Source organism: Glaciecola sp. 33A (assembly GCF_002836745.1).
Taxonomy (GTDB): Bacteria; Pseudomonadota; Gammaproteobacteria; order Enterobacterales; family Alteromonadaceae; genus Glaciecola.
The window spans coordinates 21,444-38,292 of sequence record NZ_PJAR01000041.1; the positions used below are offsets into that span (position 1 = coordinate 21,444).

Annotated in this window: 14 protein-coding genes and 1 pseudogene; 9 read left to right on the forward strand and 6 right to left on the reverse strand. The window is 40.5% G+C overall.

What is annotated here, in order from left to right:
* Positions 1 to 3: 3 nt before the first annotated feature.
* A complete protein-coding gene (locus CXF81_RS11665) occupies positions 4 to 657 on the reverse strand; it encodes a DNA-3-methyladenine glycosylase I (protein ID WP_101181533.1) in 654 nt (217 codons plus the stop codon).
* Between the two features lie 359 nt (positions 658 to 1,016).
* Here CXF81_RS11665 and glyQ point away from each other — a divergent pair, with 359 nt between their 5' ends.
* Genes glyQ through CXF81_RS11680 form a run of 3 tightly spaced genes read left to right on the forward strand, consistent with a single transcriptional unit; the run spans position 1,017 to position 4,510 of the window.
* On the forward strand, positions 1,017 to 1,961 hold the full coding sequence (gene glyQ, locus CXF81_RS11670; RefSeq protein WP_101181534.1) for a glycine--tRNA ligase subunit alpha: 945 nt from the start codon (positions 1,017 to 1,019) through the stop codon (positions 1,959 to 1,961).
* Positions 1,962 to 1,963: 2 nt separating this feature from the next.
* The gene (gene glyS, locus CXF81_RS11675; protein WP_101181535.1) at positions 1,964 to 4,045 is read left to right on the forward strand and encodes a glycine--tRNA ligase subunit beta; all 2,082 of its coding nucleotides are present in this window, start codon (positions 1,964 to 1,966) and stop codon (positions 4,043 to 4,045) included.
* Between the two features lie 12 nt (positions 4,046 to 4,057).
* Positions 4,058 to 4,510, forward strand: a complete 453-nt coding sequence (locus CXF81_RS11680) for a hypothetical protein (protein ID WP_101181536.1) — start codon at positions 4,058 to 4,060, stop codon at positions 4,508 to 4,510.
* A 568-nt stretch (positions 4,511 to 5,078) separates the two neighbouring features.
* On the opposite strand, the gene gyrB is transcribed toward CXF81_RS11680, so the two are convergent.
* The 5 genes and pseudogenes from gyrB to CXF81_RS20700 form a co-directional block, all read right to left on the reverse strand.
* On the reverse strand, positions 5,079 to 7,493 hold the full coding sequence (gyrB, locus tag CXF81_RS11685) for a DNA topoisomerase (ATP-hydrolyzing) subunit B (protein WP_101181537.1): 2,415 nt from the start codon (positions 7,491 to 7,493) through the stop codon (positions 5,079 to 5,081).
* A 3-nt stretch (positions 7,494 to 7,496) separates the two neighbouring features.
* Positions 7,497 to 8,597 carry a DNA replication/repair protein RecF gene (recF, locus tag CXF81_RS11690; RefSeq protein WP_198556387.1) on the reverse strand — a complete coding sequence of 367 codons (1,101 nt, stop codon included), beginning with the start codon at positions 8,595 to 8,597 and terminating at the stop codon, positions 7,497 to 7,499.
* A gap of 28 nt (positions 8,598 to 8,625) precedes the next feature.
* On the reverse strand, positions 8,626 to 9,729 hold the full coding sequence (dnaN, locus tag CXF81_RS11695; protein ID WP_101181539.1) for a DNA polymerase III subunit beta: 1,104 nt from the start codon (positions 9,727 to 9,729) through the stop codon (positions 8,626 to 8,628).
* A gap of 22 nt (positions 9,730 to 9,751) precedes the next feature.
* Positions 9,752 to 11,206 (reverse strand): chromosomal replication initiator protein DnaA, encoded by a 1,455-nt coding sequence (dnaA, locus tag CXF81_RS20325; protein WP_369828691.1) that lies wholly within the window; start codon positions 11,204 to 11,206, stop codon positions 9,752 to 9,754.
* A gap of 351 nt (positions 11,207 to 11,557) precedes the next feature.
* Positions 11,558 to 11,620: pseudogene (locus tag CXF81_RS20700) on the reverse strand (hypothetical protein); the annotation flags it as partial.
* Positions 11,621 to 12,169: 549 nt separating this feature from the next.
* On the opposite strand from CXF81_RS20700, the gene rpmH reads away from it, so the two are divergent.
* From rpmH to mnmE, 6 genes are all read left to right on the forward strand, one after another.
* The gene (gene rpmH / locus CXF81_RS11705) at positions 12,170 to 12,304 is read left to right on the forward strand and encodes a 50S ribosomal protein L34 (RefSeq protein WP_006007908.1); all 135 of its coding nucleotides are present in this window, start codon (positions 12,170 to 12,172) and stop codon (positions 12,302 to 12,304) included.
* A 55-nt stretch (positions 12,305 to 12,359) separates the two neighbouring features.
* On the forward strand, positions 12,360 to 12,692 hold the full coding sequence (rnpA, locus tag CXF81_RS11710; protein WP_232771900.1) for a ribonuclease P protein component: 333 nt from the start codon (positions 12,360 to 12,362) through the stop codon (positions 12,690 to 12,692).
* Positions 12,693 to 12,748: 56 nt separating this feature from the next.
* Positions 12,749 to 13,021, forward strand: coding sequence for a membrane protein insertion efficiency factor YidD (yidD, locus tag CXF81_RS11715; RefSeq protein WP_369828692.1), 273 nt, complete (start codon positions 12,749 to 12,751; stop codon positions 13,019 to 13,021).
* Between the two features lie 12 nt (positions 13,022 to 13,033).
* Positions 13,034 to 14,752, forward strand: a complete 1,719-nt coding sequence (gene yidC, locus CXF81_RS11720) for a membrane protein insertase YidC (protein ID WP_101181543.1) — start codon at positions 13,034 to 13,036, stop codon at positions 14,750 to 14,752.
* Positions 14,753 to 14,922: 170 nt separating this feature from the next.
* The gene (locus CXF81_RS11725) at positions 14,923 to 15,405 is read left to right on the forward strand and encodes a YajQ family cyclic di-GMP-binding protein (protein ID WP_101181544.1); all 483 of its coding nucleotides are present in this window, start codon (positions 14,923 to 14,925) and stop codon (positions 15,403 to 15,405) included.
* 45 nt (positions 15,406 to 15,450) lie between these two features.
* A complete protein-coding gene (mnmE, locus tag CXF81_RS11730; RefSeq protein WP_101181545.1) occupies positions 15,451 to 16,818 on the forward strand; it encodes a tRNA uridine-5-carboxymethylaminomethyl(34) synthesis GTPase MnmE in 1,368 nt (455 codons plus the stop codon).
* The last annotated feature ends 31 nt before the right edge of the window (positions 16,819 to 16,849 follow it).

A 16,849-nucleotide genomic window follows, 5' to 3' on the forward strand; every position in this document is an offset into this window, starting at 1 on the left:
CAATCAGGCCATAGTTGCACTGCGCTGCAACAACAATAACTTGCCCTCGACGTTGGCTTGTTCCGCGCCTATTTCTGCGTAGCAGGGACAAGCCACTAAATGATCATTCACCATTCCAACCGCTTGCATAAATGCATAACAAATGGTGCTACCCACAAAGCTGAAACCTGCTTGTTTTAGTGTTTTGGCCATTAGTTCAGATTCTATCGATGTCGTAGCAACATCAGTCTTTGTTTTGCAATTATTTTTAATGACTCGAAAATCGGTAAACTGCCATAAATAAGCATTAAAAGGCATTGTCATTTCGATATCTATATAAGCTTGCGCATTGGTAATTATCGACTTTATTTTTAACTTGTTACGCACTATGCCTTTATTCTGCAGTAGATTAGCGACATCACATTCGTTCATTTTAATAATTTGTTGTGGGTTAAACTGGTGGAAGGCTCGTTCGTAGTTGGACTGCTTTCGTAATATGGTTAACCAACTCAATCCAGCCTGTTGACCATCCAAACACAGTTTTGCAAATAGCTCACCGCTGTCCAAAATAGGTCTTCCCCATTGTTTATTATGATAAGCAACATATTGAGGGTCGGAGGTTTCCCAGGCACAGCTCGTCGTTTCCTGCAGGTTGTCAGTAGTCAAAATATTACTCATTTCTTACTTCCTTTTTCTATTACCGATAATATAGGTAGTCATTAGCACAGAACTTGTCGAACATAGAATTATCGAGCGTAAAACCAGTAAGTTAGGCTGCACAAGACAGCAATTTTGTTAAAAAACATTTTTTTACGCGCACACATTGAATATCTGAGGTGCAGGGTTACCAATTGAGTCCACTAGGCGGTATACTCTACGGCTTATTTCTTGCGTTAGTTAAGTTATATTTTTAGGCGTTGGCGACCCCGTTGTTCATCAGTTTGTATTTGTCATCTAAATGATGAGTGCTGCCTAAAATGATTTACACAAACGTATATTTGAATTTCACACACTGGGCATAGAAGAATTTAGCACTTATGCAGAAATATGACAGCAAGACCTTTCAAGGTCTTATCCTTGCATTGCAAGACTATTGGGCATCTCAAGGATGCGTTATTATTCAACCTCTTGATATGGAGGTAGGCGCAGGTACATTCCATCCAATGACCTTCCTTCGTTCTCTTGGTCCAGAGCCAATAAACAGCGCTTATGTTCAGCCTTGTCGTCGACCTACCGATGGCCGCTATGGTGAAAACCCGAACCGCTTGCAACAGTATTATCAATTTCAGGTAATGTTAAAACCCTCCCCTGACAATATTCAAGAACTCTACTTAGGCTCGCTTGAAATGCTGGGCTTTGACCTTCTGGTGCACGATATCCGTTTCGTTGAAGACAACTGGGAGTCACCGACCTTAGGCGCATGGGGTTTGGGTTGGGAAGTGTGGTTAAACGGTATGGAAGTTACGCAATTTACCTATTTTCAACAAGTAGGCGGACTTGAGTGTAAACCGGTTACCGGCGAAATTACCTATGGTCTTGAACGTTTGGCTATGTATATTCAAGGCGTTGATAGCATTTATGATTTAGTTTGGACTGACGGGCCTATGGGCAGAGTCACGTACGGAGATGTATTTTTGCAGAACGAAAAAGAACAGTCCGCGTATAATTTTGAATATGCTGATGTTGATTTTCTTTTTAGAACCTTCGATGAATGTGAAAAAGCCAGCAATAAATTAATTGAAGCACATCTGCCATTACCCGCATATGAGCAAGTAATGAAAGCATCTCATGCTTTTAACTTATTGGATGCCCGCCATGCTATTTCTGTGACAGAAAGGCAGCGCTACATTTTACGTGTTCGTACCTTATCAAAAGCATGTGCTGAGATGTATTATGCTACACGCGAAGCGCTTGGATTCCCGCTTTGTAAAAATACTCAGGGTGACCATACCAACGCTAATATACATCACAAGGAGGCCTAGCAATGACTCTCATTAAAGAAAATTTATTAATTGAGCTAGGTACCGAAGAATTACCGCCAAAGTCTCTCAAGAAGCTGGCTGACAGCTTTAAGCAAAACATTCACGATGAACTCAGTAAGTGTGGATTCGAATTTGATTCAATTGCATCGTATGCGACACCTCGACGCTTAGCCGTAGTTGTTAAAAATTGCGCTGGAACTCAGCCTGATAGTCATGTTGAAAAGCGCGGACCTGCCGTAATTTCTGCCTTTGACGACAACGGAAACCCAACTAGAGCGGCGCAAGGTTGGGCAAAAGGAAATGGCATTGACGTTGCTCAGGCATCAAGGCTTAAAACTGATAAAGGCGAATGGCTATTTTATGTTGCAGAGGTCAAAGGTAAGGCTTTAGAGGAAGTATTGCAGGTTATTTTGCAAACAGCCGTTAACAGGTTACCGATCCCAAAGCCAATGCGTTGGGGATCATCATCCGCCGAGTTTATACGCCCCGTGCATACTATATGTGTGTTGTTTGGTAACAAAGTGCTGCCTGTTTCATTATTTGGATTAAACTCTGCAAACCAAGTATCGGGTCACCGTTTTCATGGTCAGCGTCGATTCACATTGGAGCATGCGGACCATTATGCAAGCGCGTTGACATCTCAGTATGTGGTTGCCGATTACGCTCAGCGGACAGATACCATCGAGGCAGGTCTTAAAGCTAAGGCAAAAGAACTGGGACTGATGCCTGATTATGATCGAGCTTTATTAGAGGAAATTTCGTCTCTGGTAGAATGGCCAGTGGTTTTGTCCGCTAAGTTTGAGGCTGATTTTCTCGATGTTCCCAAAGAAGCACTTATTTATACTATGAAAGACGATCAAAAGTATGTGCCGTTATTGGACGCAGACGGCCAACTTTCATCACAGTTTTTGTTTGTATCAAATATTGAAAGTAAAGACCCTATTCAAGTGATTGAAGGGAATCAAAAAGTCATTCGCCCTCGCCTGTCCGACGCTAAATTCTTCTTTGAAACTGATAAAAAAACGACATTAGCCTCTAAAGCAACTAAGTTAGCGTCGGTTCTGTTTCAAAAAGAACTGGGCACGGTTGCAGAAAAAACCACTCGTTTGGTGGCAATAAGCCAAAGTATTGCCAAAGAGTTAGGTCTAGACGCGACCCATGTCACTCGGGCTGCGGCCTTGGCCAAGGCGGATTTGTTGAGCGACATGGTAATGGAGTTTCCAAGTGTTCAAGGGATTATGGGCCATCATTATGCGTTACATGATGGCGAACATGCAGCCGTTGCATTAGCCATTGAAGAGCAGTATCTGCCGCGTTTTGCAGGCGATAAATTACCAACATCGACAGCAGGGTATATATTAGCATTAGCGGAGAAACTCGACACGTTGGTTGGCATCTTTGGTATCGGTAAACTGCCAAAAGGCGACAAAGACCCATTTGCTTTGCGTCGTTGTGCAATTGGTATACTGCGTATTCTAGTTGAAAATAGCTTACCACTGAACTTGAGAAATATGGTCGAGAGCGTTGTTGACATTTATGCTGATAAATTGTCGAATGCACAAGCAGCAACTCAAGTGCATAGATTCTTATTAGACCGATTCAAACCTTTCTATCAAGACCAAGACATTACGGGAGATGTCGTTAGTGCTGTTATGACACAGCAGCCCACAACTGCAATCGATTTCGATGCGCGCATTAAGGCGGTTACGGCATTTAAGCAAATGGATAGCGCGATTGATCTAGTGGCTGCAAACAAACGAGTAGCCAATATTTTAAACAAAAATGATGTCGATATCGATGCGTTACCATCAATTGACCCAGCCTTATTTAGCGAAGACGCAGAGATAGCATTGTTTACCGCTTTGGAAAGCGCGCAGAGTGATGTTACTCGACTGATTGAGAACTTGTCGTATGACCAGGTTTTAGCGTCATTGAGCGTGTTGAAAATCCCACTGAATAATTTTTTTGATGAGGTCATGATTATGGCCGATGACGAGTTGGTAAGATCAAATCGCGTTGCCCTCGTTAGCAAGGCCAGACAACTGTTCTTATCCGTAGCAGACGTTTCCGTATTAGCAGTTTAAGGACAAGTGGCTATGCATAAATTTACTAAGTTATTAGTGGTAGCATTTAGTTTAGTTGTGCTGAGTGCTTGTTCAACTCAGTCCGCTAGAAACTTGATCAGCTTTGAAGCAGATAAAAACTACCAAGATATGTATTTGCGTGGTGTTTTTAACTGGTGGGAAGCGAGCGATCAATTTAAGCTCACCAGAATCAGTCCCGAGTTCTATACTATTACAATTGAATTGATTGCTGATGGTCAGCCTTATGATTTTAAAGTAGCTAATGCAAGTTGGACGCCCGAGTTTAATTGTGGTTTTGAATATTCGCCGCGTAGAGTTGAATTATATGACGCGGTTGAATTAGTTTGCGAACAGACCAGTCAAAATATCCAATTTGTTCCAGCAGACACTGGCTTATTTACATTTGAATTTGATATATCAAATAACAACGAGCCCGAACTTACCATCACTAAAGCAAATAATTAAGCCAGGTACTGCTGCTTTACAAGTGTCATTTTACAATGCGAGTTCGAGTTCGCCTCAATTGGTGATGCGTTAATTTCCCTAATTGTTATCCGTAGTGTGAAGTGGCTAAGACGTGGGAAGAGTGTTGTTAACGTCATTAATGATCACCATCATTACGATTGAGCATTTAAAAACAGAGTAGTATTTCACTTTCATCCGCGCGCTAACCAATTGATTAAATACAGTTTATTAAGTCCAAGACTTCTTTTATGACTATTTTTAAGTGTATTTTTTGAGGTAAATCGTTGAGTATTTATCACTTTAAAATGCTCCCTATAACATCTCCGGCTTTGCGGCGTTACATGCCCAAAATGAGATTGACTGTAAAAAATGTAAGCTATTAATAAACATAGAGTTAGTCGCATACTAATTCTAAGGGAGTTTGGAGAGTTGCATTTTACGCGATTTAGTTAAGTTTTGGCCCTGTCAATTAGGGTGGTGTATCTTATCAGCCCGTTTCTTGTTTATCCTCTTTTTGACATAAAAAAAGGTGCTCACTTATGGGAGCACCTTTCTAATTTTACTATTCCTATACGTCTAAGTTCTCCACATTCAAGGCATTGGTCTGAATGAAGTCTCGGCGTGGTTCCACGTGGTCACCCATTAACGTTGTAAATAACTGATCAGCCGAAATCGCATCTTCAATTTTCACTTGTAACATACGACGCTGCGAAGGGTCCATGGTGGTTTCCCAAAGTTGCTCAGGGTTCATTTCGCCTAGCCCTTTATAACGCTGCTTATATTGACCACGCTCAGCTTCTTTGATTAACCATAACAATGCTTCTTCAAAAGTAGATACCGCGTGTGTCTTTTCACCGCGCTGAATGTAAGAACCTGCTTCCATTAAGCCGTTAATAGTCTCGTTTAGTGCTCTGATTTTCTTATATTCAGAACCCTCAATGAAACTTTGCGTAAACGAGTAGTTGTAGTCAATGCCATGCATCTTCATTACGATTTCGAGTTCATTCAAACCATTTTCCGTGGCATTAATGTTGAAGGAAAAGCTTTGGCCATCATCTTCAGATGTTCCAAGTTGGTCTACTAAGGACTGTCCTATGCGACTTAATTTTTCTTTGTCACCTAAGCTTTCTGTCGTCATTACTTCTAAATAAACCAGTTGCTTCAAGATAGAACTTGGCATTCTACGTTGCATTCTACTTATCATAGTTTGCGTAGATTGAAAAAGCTTTACCATGTTCTCTAAACTGACTTCTTTAATCGGCGGTGCATCTGGACTGAAATACAGACTAGAGCCATCAACGGCTATTGATGTAATCATGTTATTGTATGCTTCGTCATCTTTTAAATACTGTTCTTGCTTTCCTTTCTTGATTTTATACAACGGTGGTTGTGCAATATAAATATAACCACGTTCAATAAGTTCAGGCATTTGACGGAAGAAGAACGTTAACAAAAGGGTTCGGATGTGCGAACCATCGACATCAGCATCGGTCATTATGATAATACTGTGATAGCGCAATTTCTCAGGATTATATTCATCGCGTCCAATACCACAACCAAGAGCAGTAATTAACGTAGCGACTTCTTGAGAAGACAACATTTTGTCAAAACGTGCTTTTTCGACGTTAAGTATTTTTCCTTTCAATGGCAATATGGCTTGATTTTTACGGTTACGACCTTGCTTGGCAGAACCACCAGCAGAGTCTCCCTCCACTATATATAATTCGGATAACGCAGGATCTTTTTCCTGACAATCAGCTAGCTTTCCTGGCAAGCCCGCAAGATCCAAAGCGCCCTTACGACGGGTCATATCTCGAGCTTTACGTGCAGCTTCGCGAGCCCTTGCTGCATCAATGATTTTCCCAACAATGATCCGTGCTTCACTTGGATTTTCAATTAAGTAATCACCAAGCTTCTCTCCCATAGCGCTTTCAACCGCAGTTTTTACTTCAGATGAAACTAACTTATCTTTAGTTTGTGAAGAAAACTTAGGATCAGGAACTTTTACTGAAATAACAGCCGTGAGACCTTCACGAGCATCATCACCACTAGCACTGGTTTTGTGTTTTTTATTCATACCCTCTTTTTCCATAAAGGTATTTAATGTTCTTGTTAACGCCCCACGGAAGCCAGCTAAGTGGGTGCCGCCATCTCTTTGAGGAATATTATTAGTAAAGCAAAAAACGTTCTCTTGGAAACCATCGTTCCACTGCATAGCAACTTCTACTGAAATACCGTCTTCGCGGTGAAGATCAAAATAGAACGCTTTTTGATGAACTACTGTTTTATTTGTATTTAGATATTCAACGAACGCCTTAATACCTCCAGCGTACTGGAAGTGATCTCTACGGCCATCTCTTTCATCTTCAAGAATTATAGAAACACCTGAGTTTAAAAAAGAAAGTTCGCGAATTCGTTTTGCTAATATATCGTAATGAAATTCAATATTAGTAAATGTTTCTTCACTTGGCCAAAAACGAATAGTGGTGCCGGATTTATCCGTTTTACCAGTAGCAGTTAAAGGAGCACAAGGCACTCCCATATTATATTCTTGTTCAAAAATTTCGCCTCTACGGCGAATACTCAAAGTCAGCTTTTTTGAAAGCGCATTGACCACCGATACGCCTACGCCATGCAATCCACCTGATACCTTATAAGAGTTATCATCGAACTTTCCGCCAGCGTGTAATACAGTCATAATAACTTCAGCTGCAGAAACTCCTTCTTCTTCGTGAATTTCTGTTGGTATACCGCGACCATCATCGCTTACTGAGACAGAGTTGTCAGAATGAATTTTAATTACGATATCTTTACAATGCCCAGCCAACGCTTCATCAATTGAGTTATCAACAACTTCGAAAACCATGTGGTGTAAACCAGTTCCGTCATCAGTATCACCAATATACATACCTGGACGTTTACGTACGGCGTCTAATCCCTTTAGAACCTTAATACTGGAAGAATCGTAATTCTGTTCTGACATTTTTTACTCCTCGTTCACTTGGTTATGTTCCACGTGAAACACTTTTTTATCATTATATTTATTTGTGAATTCAAATTGTGAGGTCTCAATCGCTGTTACAAACACCTGTGTGTTTGTTTCAAGAATCAAATCCAAAAAATGCTCCCTTGTTTTCAAATCTAACTCCGCAGCAATATCGTCAACTAAATAGATCGTTGATTTGTCACTCAAAGCAGAAAACATTTTCATTTGTGCAATTTGCAATATAGATACTAATATTCTGAGTTGACCACGCGACAAGTTCTCGGACGCGCTTAACCCATTTACCGTAAATTTGATGTCGCCTTTGTGTGGCCCAACCGTTGTATATCCATATTGCAAATCACGTGACTGCTTGAGCTTAAGAGATTCCTCTAGTGCCATGCCTTTATCCCAACCGGTATTATACCTTAGTTCTATCTTGAACTCAGGTATAAATTGACTATAAAGTGCAACAACTTCAGCATTTATTGACTCCAAATAGCTCTTTCTAGCGTCCGAAATTAATTTGCCATACCTGCACAGTGAATCACTCCAATAATCGAACTGTTGGCTGTCTATCGCTCTTCCCGTATTTACATAATTTCTCAATAGCGCGTTTCGTTGGCTTAGCGTTTTTGTATACGCAGACATTAAATCCGCGTATTTATGTTTCACGTGAAACAACGCCCAATCTACAAAACGTCTTCTCAGCATCGGTTGCCCAATGATGAGATCGCTGCTTTGTGGAGTAAAAATTTGCATGGGAATTTTACGAACAACATCTGATAGCTTTTTGGTTCGCTCTCCGTTAATGCTAAATTCAAATCCGTCGGACTTATGTCTTGTGCACCCAATTCGTTGTTCAATACCCTCTTCGTCGACTAAACGGCTAAACACCGTTGCCGTATCAGTATTGTGTTGAACGACGGAGTTTTGCCTATTTGTTCTGAACGAACGACCAAACCCCAATAGATGAATTGCTTCCAAGATTGAAGACTTCCCAGCACCGTTGGCACCATGAATGATATTAAGAGACTTACCGGGGGAGAACGCAACCTGCTCAAAATTTCTAAACTGAGCGAGCTGCACTAAAGATAAATGCATAAAGGCTATGAGTCGCCCTTGACGGTAATTATAGCCGCATCGGCATGATGACATACAATGCTGACTCGTCACCTTCCGCATGGATCAAAGCACTCGCGTTAGCATCTGATAAATTAAAAATAACGTTTTCCGAATTCAACACGTTTAATACATCAATTAGATAAGCAACATTGAAACCGATCTCTAAATCCTCGCCCTCATAGTTTACATCAACTACTTCTTCTGCTTGTTCCTGCTCAGGGTTGTTCGCCGTTATCTTTAATTCGCCACTTGCCAAATTTAAACGAACACCTTTGAATTTCTCATTTGACAGAATCATTGCTCTCGAAAAAGCCGCTTTCAATAACTCTCTTGACGACCAAACCGCTTTGTCAGACCCTTTTGGAAGCACTCTTCTGTAATCAGGAAAACGACCATCAACTAACTTACTTGTAAAAATAAAATCTGTTGAAAATATTCGAATGTGATTGCTACCAATTTGTACTTTAATCAACGTATCGTTGTAATCAATTAAACGAATGATTTCCAACACACCTTTTCTAGGAATAATTACTTGACGTGCCGGTAAAGTCGCAACGTCATAATCGAGCGTTGCCAAAGCTAGCCGATGGCCATCGGTGGCCACCGTACGAATGACGTGTTCCTCTGTTTCCAAACTCATACCATTTAGATAATAGCGAACATCTTGCTGGGCCATTGAAAAATGCGTTTTCTCGATCAATCCTTTCAAATCTGATTGTTTCACTTCAAACTCTACTTCACCTTCCCAATCGTCAAGGTTAGGATAATCACTAGCAGACAGTGTCGATAAGGTATACTTACCTCTACCAGACTTTATGATTGCCTTACTTTCTTCAACTTCAAAAATGATGTTGCTTTCACCATTGATACCACGAATAATATCAACTAACTTTTTAGCCGGTACCGTGATCTCACCATCGGTAAAACTACCAGAAAGCTTCACGCTTGAAATAAGTTCGACTTCTAAATCGGTACCTGTTAACCACAGTGTCCCCTCACTAACCTTAATTAAAACGTTGGATAATATGGGTAATGTATGACGTCGTTCAACTGCGCCAGAAACAAGTTGAAGAGGCTGTAATAAACCTTCACGGCTAATGGTAAATTTCATTTATGTCTTCTCGTTAAAATTATTATGAAGAAAGCGTTCTTATTAAATTTTTATAGTCTTCTTTTATATCATGACTTTCATTACGAAGTTGCACAACTTTTCTTACAGCATGTATCACCGTAGTATGATCCCTGCCACCAAAGGCATTTCCAATTTCCGGTAAGCTATGGTTCGTTAGCTCCTTAGCCAATGCCATGGCAACTTGTCTAGGACGAGCAACACTTCTACTTCGTCTTTTCGACAATATATCAGCGACCTTGATTTTATAATAATCCGCCACCGTTTTTTGTATGTTCTCAATAGTAACTAACTTGTCCTGTAAGGCAAGTAAATCCCGCAATGCATCGCGAACAAAATCTATTGTAATAGGTCTGCCCGAGAAATTTGCGTTAGCTACCACACGATTTAGTGCTCCTTCTAATTCTCGAACATTAGACCGTAATCGTTTAGCCATAAAAAAGGCCACTTCATTTGGCAAACGAACATTACACTCGTGAGCCTTACGCATCAAAATTGCTACGCGTGTTTCCAATTCTGGTGGTTCAATAATCACGGTTAAACCCCAGCCAAACCGGGACTTAAGCCTGTCCTCTACGCCATCAATTTCTTTTGGATAACGGTCTGACGTCAGTATGATTTGTTGATTACCCTCTAACAATGCATTAAAAGTATGAAAAAACTCTTCTTGCGACCGGTCTTTATTTGCAAAGAATTGAATGTCATCTATTAGTAATGCGTCTACTGATCGATAAAACCGTTTAAATTCTTCGATCGCGTTATTTTGTAAGGCCTTCACCATGTCTTGAACAAACCGCTCAGAATGCATATACACGATTTTAGCATCTGGCTTATTAGCTAATATGCCATTGCCAACAGCGTGAGTTAAATGTGTTTTACCTAAGCCAGTGCCACCGTATAGGAACAGCGGGTTGTATGACTTACCTGGATTATTGGCTACTTGAATTGCTGCCGCGCGTGCGTACTGATTAGATTTACCTTCTACAAAATTTTCAAAAGTATATTCAGGGTTCACATTACTCTTATGTACATTCGCGGAACCCGCCGTTGCATTACCACGGTCCGCCTTTTGATTCATTCCTACTTTGCTATTTTGTACTGAATATTGACTAAATCTATTTGCCTGTGAATATTCACCCACTTTATTTGCCTGTGAATATCCCTGCTTACTCTGACCGTGATTGCCTAAATTAATATCTACTCCTGCGCTCGCATTTGAAGATTGAGGCACCTCTTTTTGTTTATTCAAAAAAGGATTCTGATTGCTATTTTCTGTCGCCCCTAATGCATTACCATTGTGTTCAGATTGGTTATATTGCGCTGAAATATCATGTGAACCGACGTTGTTCTTTCCGACACTAACTTTCCTGCGGTCAAAATTAGTTCCCTCTTTATAAACATCACTGCCTTGAGAATGCCCATTATTTGAATGGTTATTTCGCAAATGACGATTATCCATATCGTCTTGAATGTTATCTACAGCAGCATTATTGTGAGCGGAATGTGTTCGGCTATTATTATTTTCATTGCTACCGCCATGTGCCTCATCCCGTCGATTGTCGGGCGCATTCCTTTGATTGTTATTGTATGCTCGATTACTATCACCAGATACTACTTGCTCGCCCGAACGGTTGTGTGAACCGGTAGAATTTGGATTGACCGAATTTTCTTGCCGAGTTGCCATCGCACTTTGTTGCGCAATACTGCGTACTGTTATTATTAAATTCGGCGCATCCTGACCATATAATGTTCGAAGGCTTTCAGTGATCATGCCATGATATTTGTCCCTAACCCAATCGAGAATAAAATGATTGGTTGCAAATAGATGGAGAGACTCACCGTTGAATTCAGACCGAAGCGGCTTTAACCACATGTTAAATTGTTCAGAAGGAAGTTCTTCCTTTAGTAACTCGAGGCAATGCTCCCAACTTATACTCAACTGACTATCTCCAGACTCAAACTAACTACAAACCTTCACTACTGAAAGCCTACTTTCTTAGCTAGCCTTTTAAAAAAGGGCAGTAAGAATAGGGGATTTTCATCGATTTATCCACAGATAATTGGGAATTCTTTTAGCTCAATAACCTCTAGCCTACCTTATATTGCTAAATTACTGTTATATAACAACTTTACCTGGGGATAACCTCCTGTATTTGTTCGATTAATTGTATCAGCGACTGTCTATTTAGCAATAATTTCACCATTCCAACATATATATTACTTGCCCATTAAAAAAAATGTGGATAAAAAACATCAATGCTTCATATTTATACACAATTTAAATAAGCCCCCCTTTACACACTGATAAACGTTGACAATGTCTCTAATGATCTCTATCATTCTGCGTCCATTTCCAAGCAAGGTTTCATAAAAGTTGAAACTAATGCTTCAACGCTAAATTGAAACAAGTAGAGATTAGGTCATGAAAAGAACTTTTCAACCAAGTAACTTAAAGCGCAAACGCTCACACGGTTTTCGTGCTCGCATGGCCACTAAAAATGGTCGCAAAATTCTTGCAAATCGAAGAGCAAAAGGAAGAGCGAAATTATCTGCTTAATGTGTGAGTAAAACATATTAAACCGATACATCACTCATTTCCCAGGGAGTCACGTTTGTTGACTCCCAAAAACTTCTCCTTTGTATTTGATCAAGCTATTCCCGCCGTTTCTAATCATATCACTATCTTAGCCCGACGCAATGAGCTCCAAACACCTCGTTTAGGAATTACTGTGCCTAAGAAAAAAGTTAAAAAAGCGACTGATCGAAACAAAATAAAAAGAATTATTCGAGAAAGCTTCCGATTACAAAGACATCAGCTACCAAATGTTGATATTATCGTTATAGCGAAACAAGGTATTGGTCAAATGGAGAACCAAGCACTAGTTATTCAATTAGAGAAATTATGGCTAAAGATGACTCTTCGATGCAATCAACCGGCAAAATAAAACCAGACCCAGAAGCCTCAAGGCCTCTTTCTGCACTAACACTGCCATTTAGATTATTGATAAAAGTTTACCAAGTTCTTATATCTCCTATGCTAGGGCAAAATTGTCGTTTTCATCCGACCTGTTCTTGTTACGCGCATCAAGCATTAGAAAAACACGGATTAGTAAAGGGAACTTGGCTATCTGTAAAAAGAATAATGAAATGTAACCCAATGCATCCGGGTGGGTTCGATTACGTACCTGGCACTAATGACAATGACGAAGCGCATTCAGAACGCACTGACAAAGCGGAACCAACGTCAATAGCAACACCTAAAAATAAACTTTAAAATGAGAAAAATATGGAATCCCAAAGAAGTCTCTTAGTTATTGGCTTATTGTTAGTCAGCTATCTGTTATGGGTTGAGTATAGGGACGCCTATGGCCCGCAGCCAATAACACCCCCTGTTCAACAAACAAGTGCGAATCAAGGCGTACCGAGCGTTTCATCAGCCAATGGCGAAATACCGACGACCTCGTCGTTGCCAACCATTGGCAATAACATCGCAAACGACATCCCGGTGAGTGATTCCATCGTGCCAGCAATTAGCGCTTTGGAAACTAACCGCGACCGTTACATTACGGTTAAGACTGACACACTCGACTTAACCATTGATTTAGTCGGTGGTGACGTAGTGCGTGCTGACTTAGTTAAATATCCAATAACTCAAGGCGGCAATGATTCCTATCAATTACTCAAGCCCGATATCGAACGATTGCATATTGCACAAAGTGGCTTAGTTGGTAAGTCCGGTCCCGATGCCAATCCAAAAGGTCGTCCTTTATATAGCACCTCAAGGACCGATTTTCTATTGGAAGGTGATACCTTAAGCGTGCCATTAACCTGGTCAAACGCAGAGGGACTTAGTGTTACTAAGACATTTGTGTTCAAGCGCGATCACCACGTTGTTGAGGTAAAGTATGACATTAAAAACAATACCAATGCTCCTGCCATAATGGCGCAATTCGCACAGCTCAAACAAACCACCTTAGATCAACCTGGTGGCAGCATGTTTATGCCAATTTATCGCGGTGGTGCTTACTCTACAAAAGACGACAAATATGACAAATTTGCTTTTGGTGATTTTCAAGACGATAAGCTAAATGTTGTTACCATTGGCGGATGGACCGGTATGATTGAGCACTATTTTGTCACTGCGTGGGTACCACCACAAGAACAAAGCAATACTATTACCAGTAGAATTGTTGATAATAATTTTGCGATTATCGGATATACGGGACAACCAGTAACCATTGCAGTTAACGGTGAAGATACAATTTCCAGCCAACTGTATATGGGACCTAAAACTCAGAGCGTTTTAGCCGCTATTGCTCCCGGACTGGACCTCACCGTAGATTACGGATTCTTATTTATGATTTCGCAACCTCTATTCTCACTACTAATGTGGATACAGAGTATCGTGATCAATTGGGGCTTAGCTATTATTTGTGTCACTATTGTTGTTAAGGGCGCCATGTACTGGTTAACCAAAAAGCAATACGAATCAATGGCTAAAATGCGTAACTTGCAACCTAAAATGGCGCAGTTAAAAGAACGTTTTGGAGATGATCGCCAAAAGCTGTCTCAAGCCATGATGGAAATGTATAAGAAAGAGAAAGTAAACCCTATGGGCGGTTGTTTCCCCCTACTTCTACAAATGCCTATATTTTTAGCCTTATACTGGGTATTGCTCGAAAGTGTGGAATTGCGCCATGCCGACTTCATATTCTGGATAACTGACCTATCAGTTGCCGACCCATATTACGTATTACCCATTTTAACTGGCGCAAGCATGTTCTTGTTGCAACGTTTACAGCCGATGACCATCACTGATCCGTTACAGCAAAAGATCATGACATATATGCCTGTTGCAATGAGTATTTTCTTCTTCTTCTTCCCTGCTGGATTGGTCTTGTACTGGTTAATAAGTAATGTTATTACTCTTGTTCAGGCTAAAATTATCTATGCATCAATGGAAAAAAGAGGCATTAGTAGTAAGGGGCAAACAGACGTAAAGTAGTAAAACTGATATACAGTTTTCATTATCTTTTTAAAAAAGCCTGCAAATTGCGGGTTTTTTTGTCTACGACATTTCAGAATGACTAAACACCGCAGTGGTTACAAGCTACACTAATGCCACTAACATAACTGACACACGCGCTACGCAAAATAACTTTAGAGAGAAAACCCATGCCTACATTTGATATTGTTTCTGAATTGAACGAAGAAGAAGTTAAGAATGCGACTGAAAATGCAAGCCGCGAATTAACCACTCGCTTTGATTTCAGAAACGTTGAAGCTTCATTTGAATTCAAAGATTCAACCGTCATTATGAGTGCTCAAGATGATTTTCAACTTAAGCAAATGATGGATATACTTCGTAATGCGTTAGTAAAACGTGGCATCAAAACATCGTCTATGGACCGTAATGATAGCAGCCATACCGGTAGGACTCATCGCCAAACTATTGGATTTAAACAAGGTATTGACCAACCATTAGCAAAGAAGATAGTTAAACTAATTAAAGATAAAAAACTAAAAGTGCAAGCCGCTATTCAGGGCGAACAACTTCGTGTTACCGGCAAAAAGCGTGACGATCTACAAGACGTCATGACACTGTTAAAACAGGAAGACTTAGGTCAACCATTGCAATTTAATAACTTCCGGGACTAAGTAATTAGTTAACCGTTAGTAGTGAAAACAGGCTATTGATTAAACATGTCATTGAATAAAGAAACCATTGTTGCACAAGCGACCGCACCTGGACGTGGTGGTGTTGGTATTGTTCGAGTGTCTGGTCCTAAAGCACAGGACGTTGCGCTGCGTATATTGGGTCAATGCCCTCCACTGCGCCAGGCCAGCTATTTACCATTTAAAGACCAACATAATAATGTCATTGATCAAGGCATCGCTTTATATTTTAAGGCTCCACACTCTTTTACAGGTGAAGATGTGTTAGAGCTACAAGGCCATGGCGGTCAAGTTGTAATGGAATTGTTACTCGACGCTTGTGTTGCCATATCAGATATTCGTTTAGCACGACCAGGTGAATTTAGTGAACAAGCTTTCTTAAACGATAAATTAGATTTAACTCAAGCTGAAGCTATTGCCGACCTTATTGACGCGACCTCAAAGCAAGCAGCTAAAAGTGCGCTTCGTTCACTTCAAGGTGAATTTTCTCAGCAAATTAATACCTTGGTTGAACAAGTTATTTATTTGCGTATGTATGTTGAGGCAGCAATTGACTTCCCCGAAGAAGAAATCGATTTTTTGGGAGACGGCAAGATTCAAGGTGATCTACTTAAGATTTGTAAGCAACTCGACAGCATTAAACATCAAGCCAAACAAGGTAGCTTAATACGCGACGGCATGTCTGTGGTCATTGTCGGTAGACCCAATGCGGGTAAGTCAAGTTTACTCAATGCGCTTTCCGGCAAAGAGTCTGCAATCGTAACCCATATTGCAGGCACTACTCGTGATGTATTAAAGGAACATATTCATATTGATGGAATGCCACTGCATATTATTGACACCGCTGGACTGCGCGAAAGCACCGACGAAGTCGAAAAAATTGGTATAGAACGAGCTTGGACTGAAATTGAAAAAGCTGACCGTATTCTCTTTATGGTAGATAGCAACGAAGAAAAAGCGGACCAACCCAGTGCTATCTGGCCAGAATTTTATGCTCGCCTACCGGCTAATCCAAACATCACCGTTATTCGTAATAAGTGTGATGAAAGCGGTGAAAAGATCGGTCTATCATCAAGTGCTGCTTGCCCGGTATTACGCATTTCTGCTAAGCAACAACAAGGTATAAATGAGCTTCGAGACCATTTAAAACAATGTATGGGCTTTGAGCAGGCAGGAGAAGACCAAGTCATAGCACGACAACGTCATATTATCGCATTACAACAAGCTGATGAGCATATTAAACTGGGTAAATCACAACTTGAAGATAATATGGCCGGGGAATTACTTGCTGAAGAGCTACGCATAGCACAACAGTACTTGAATGAAATCACAGGTGAATTTAGTTCAGATGATTTATTAGGTAAAATATTTTCATCTTTTTGTATTGGTAAATAGCCTTTGTCACACAAGTAAACTAACTCAATAT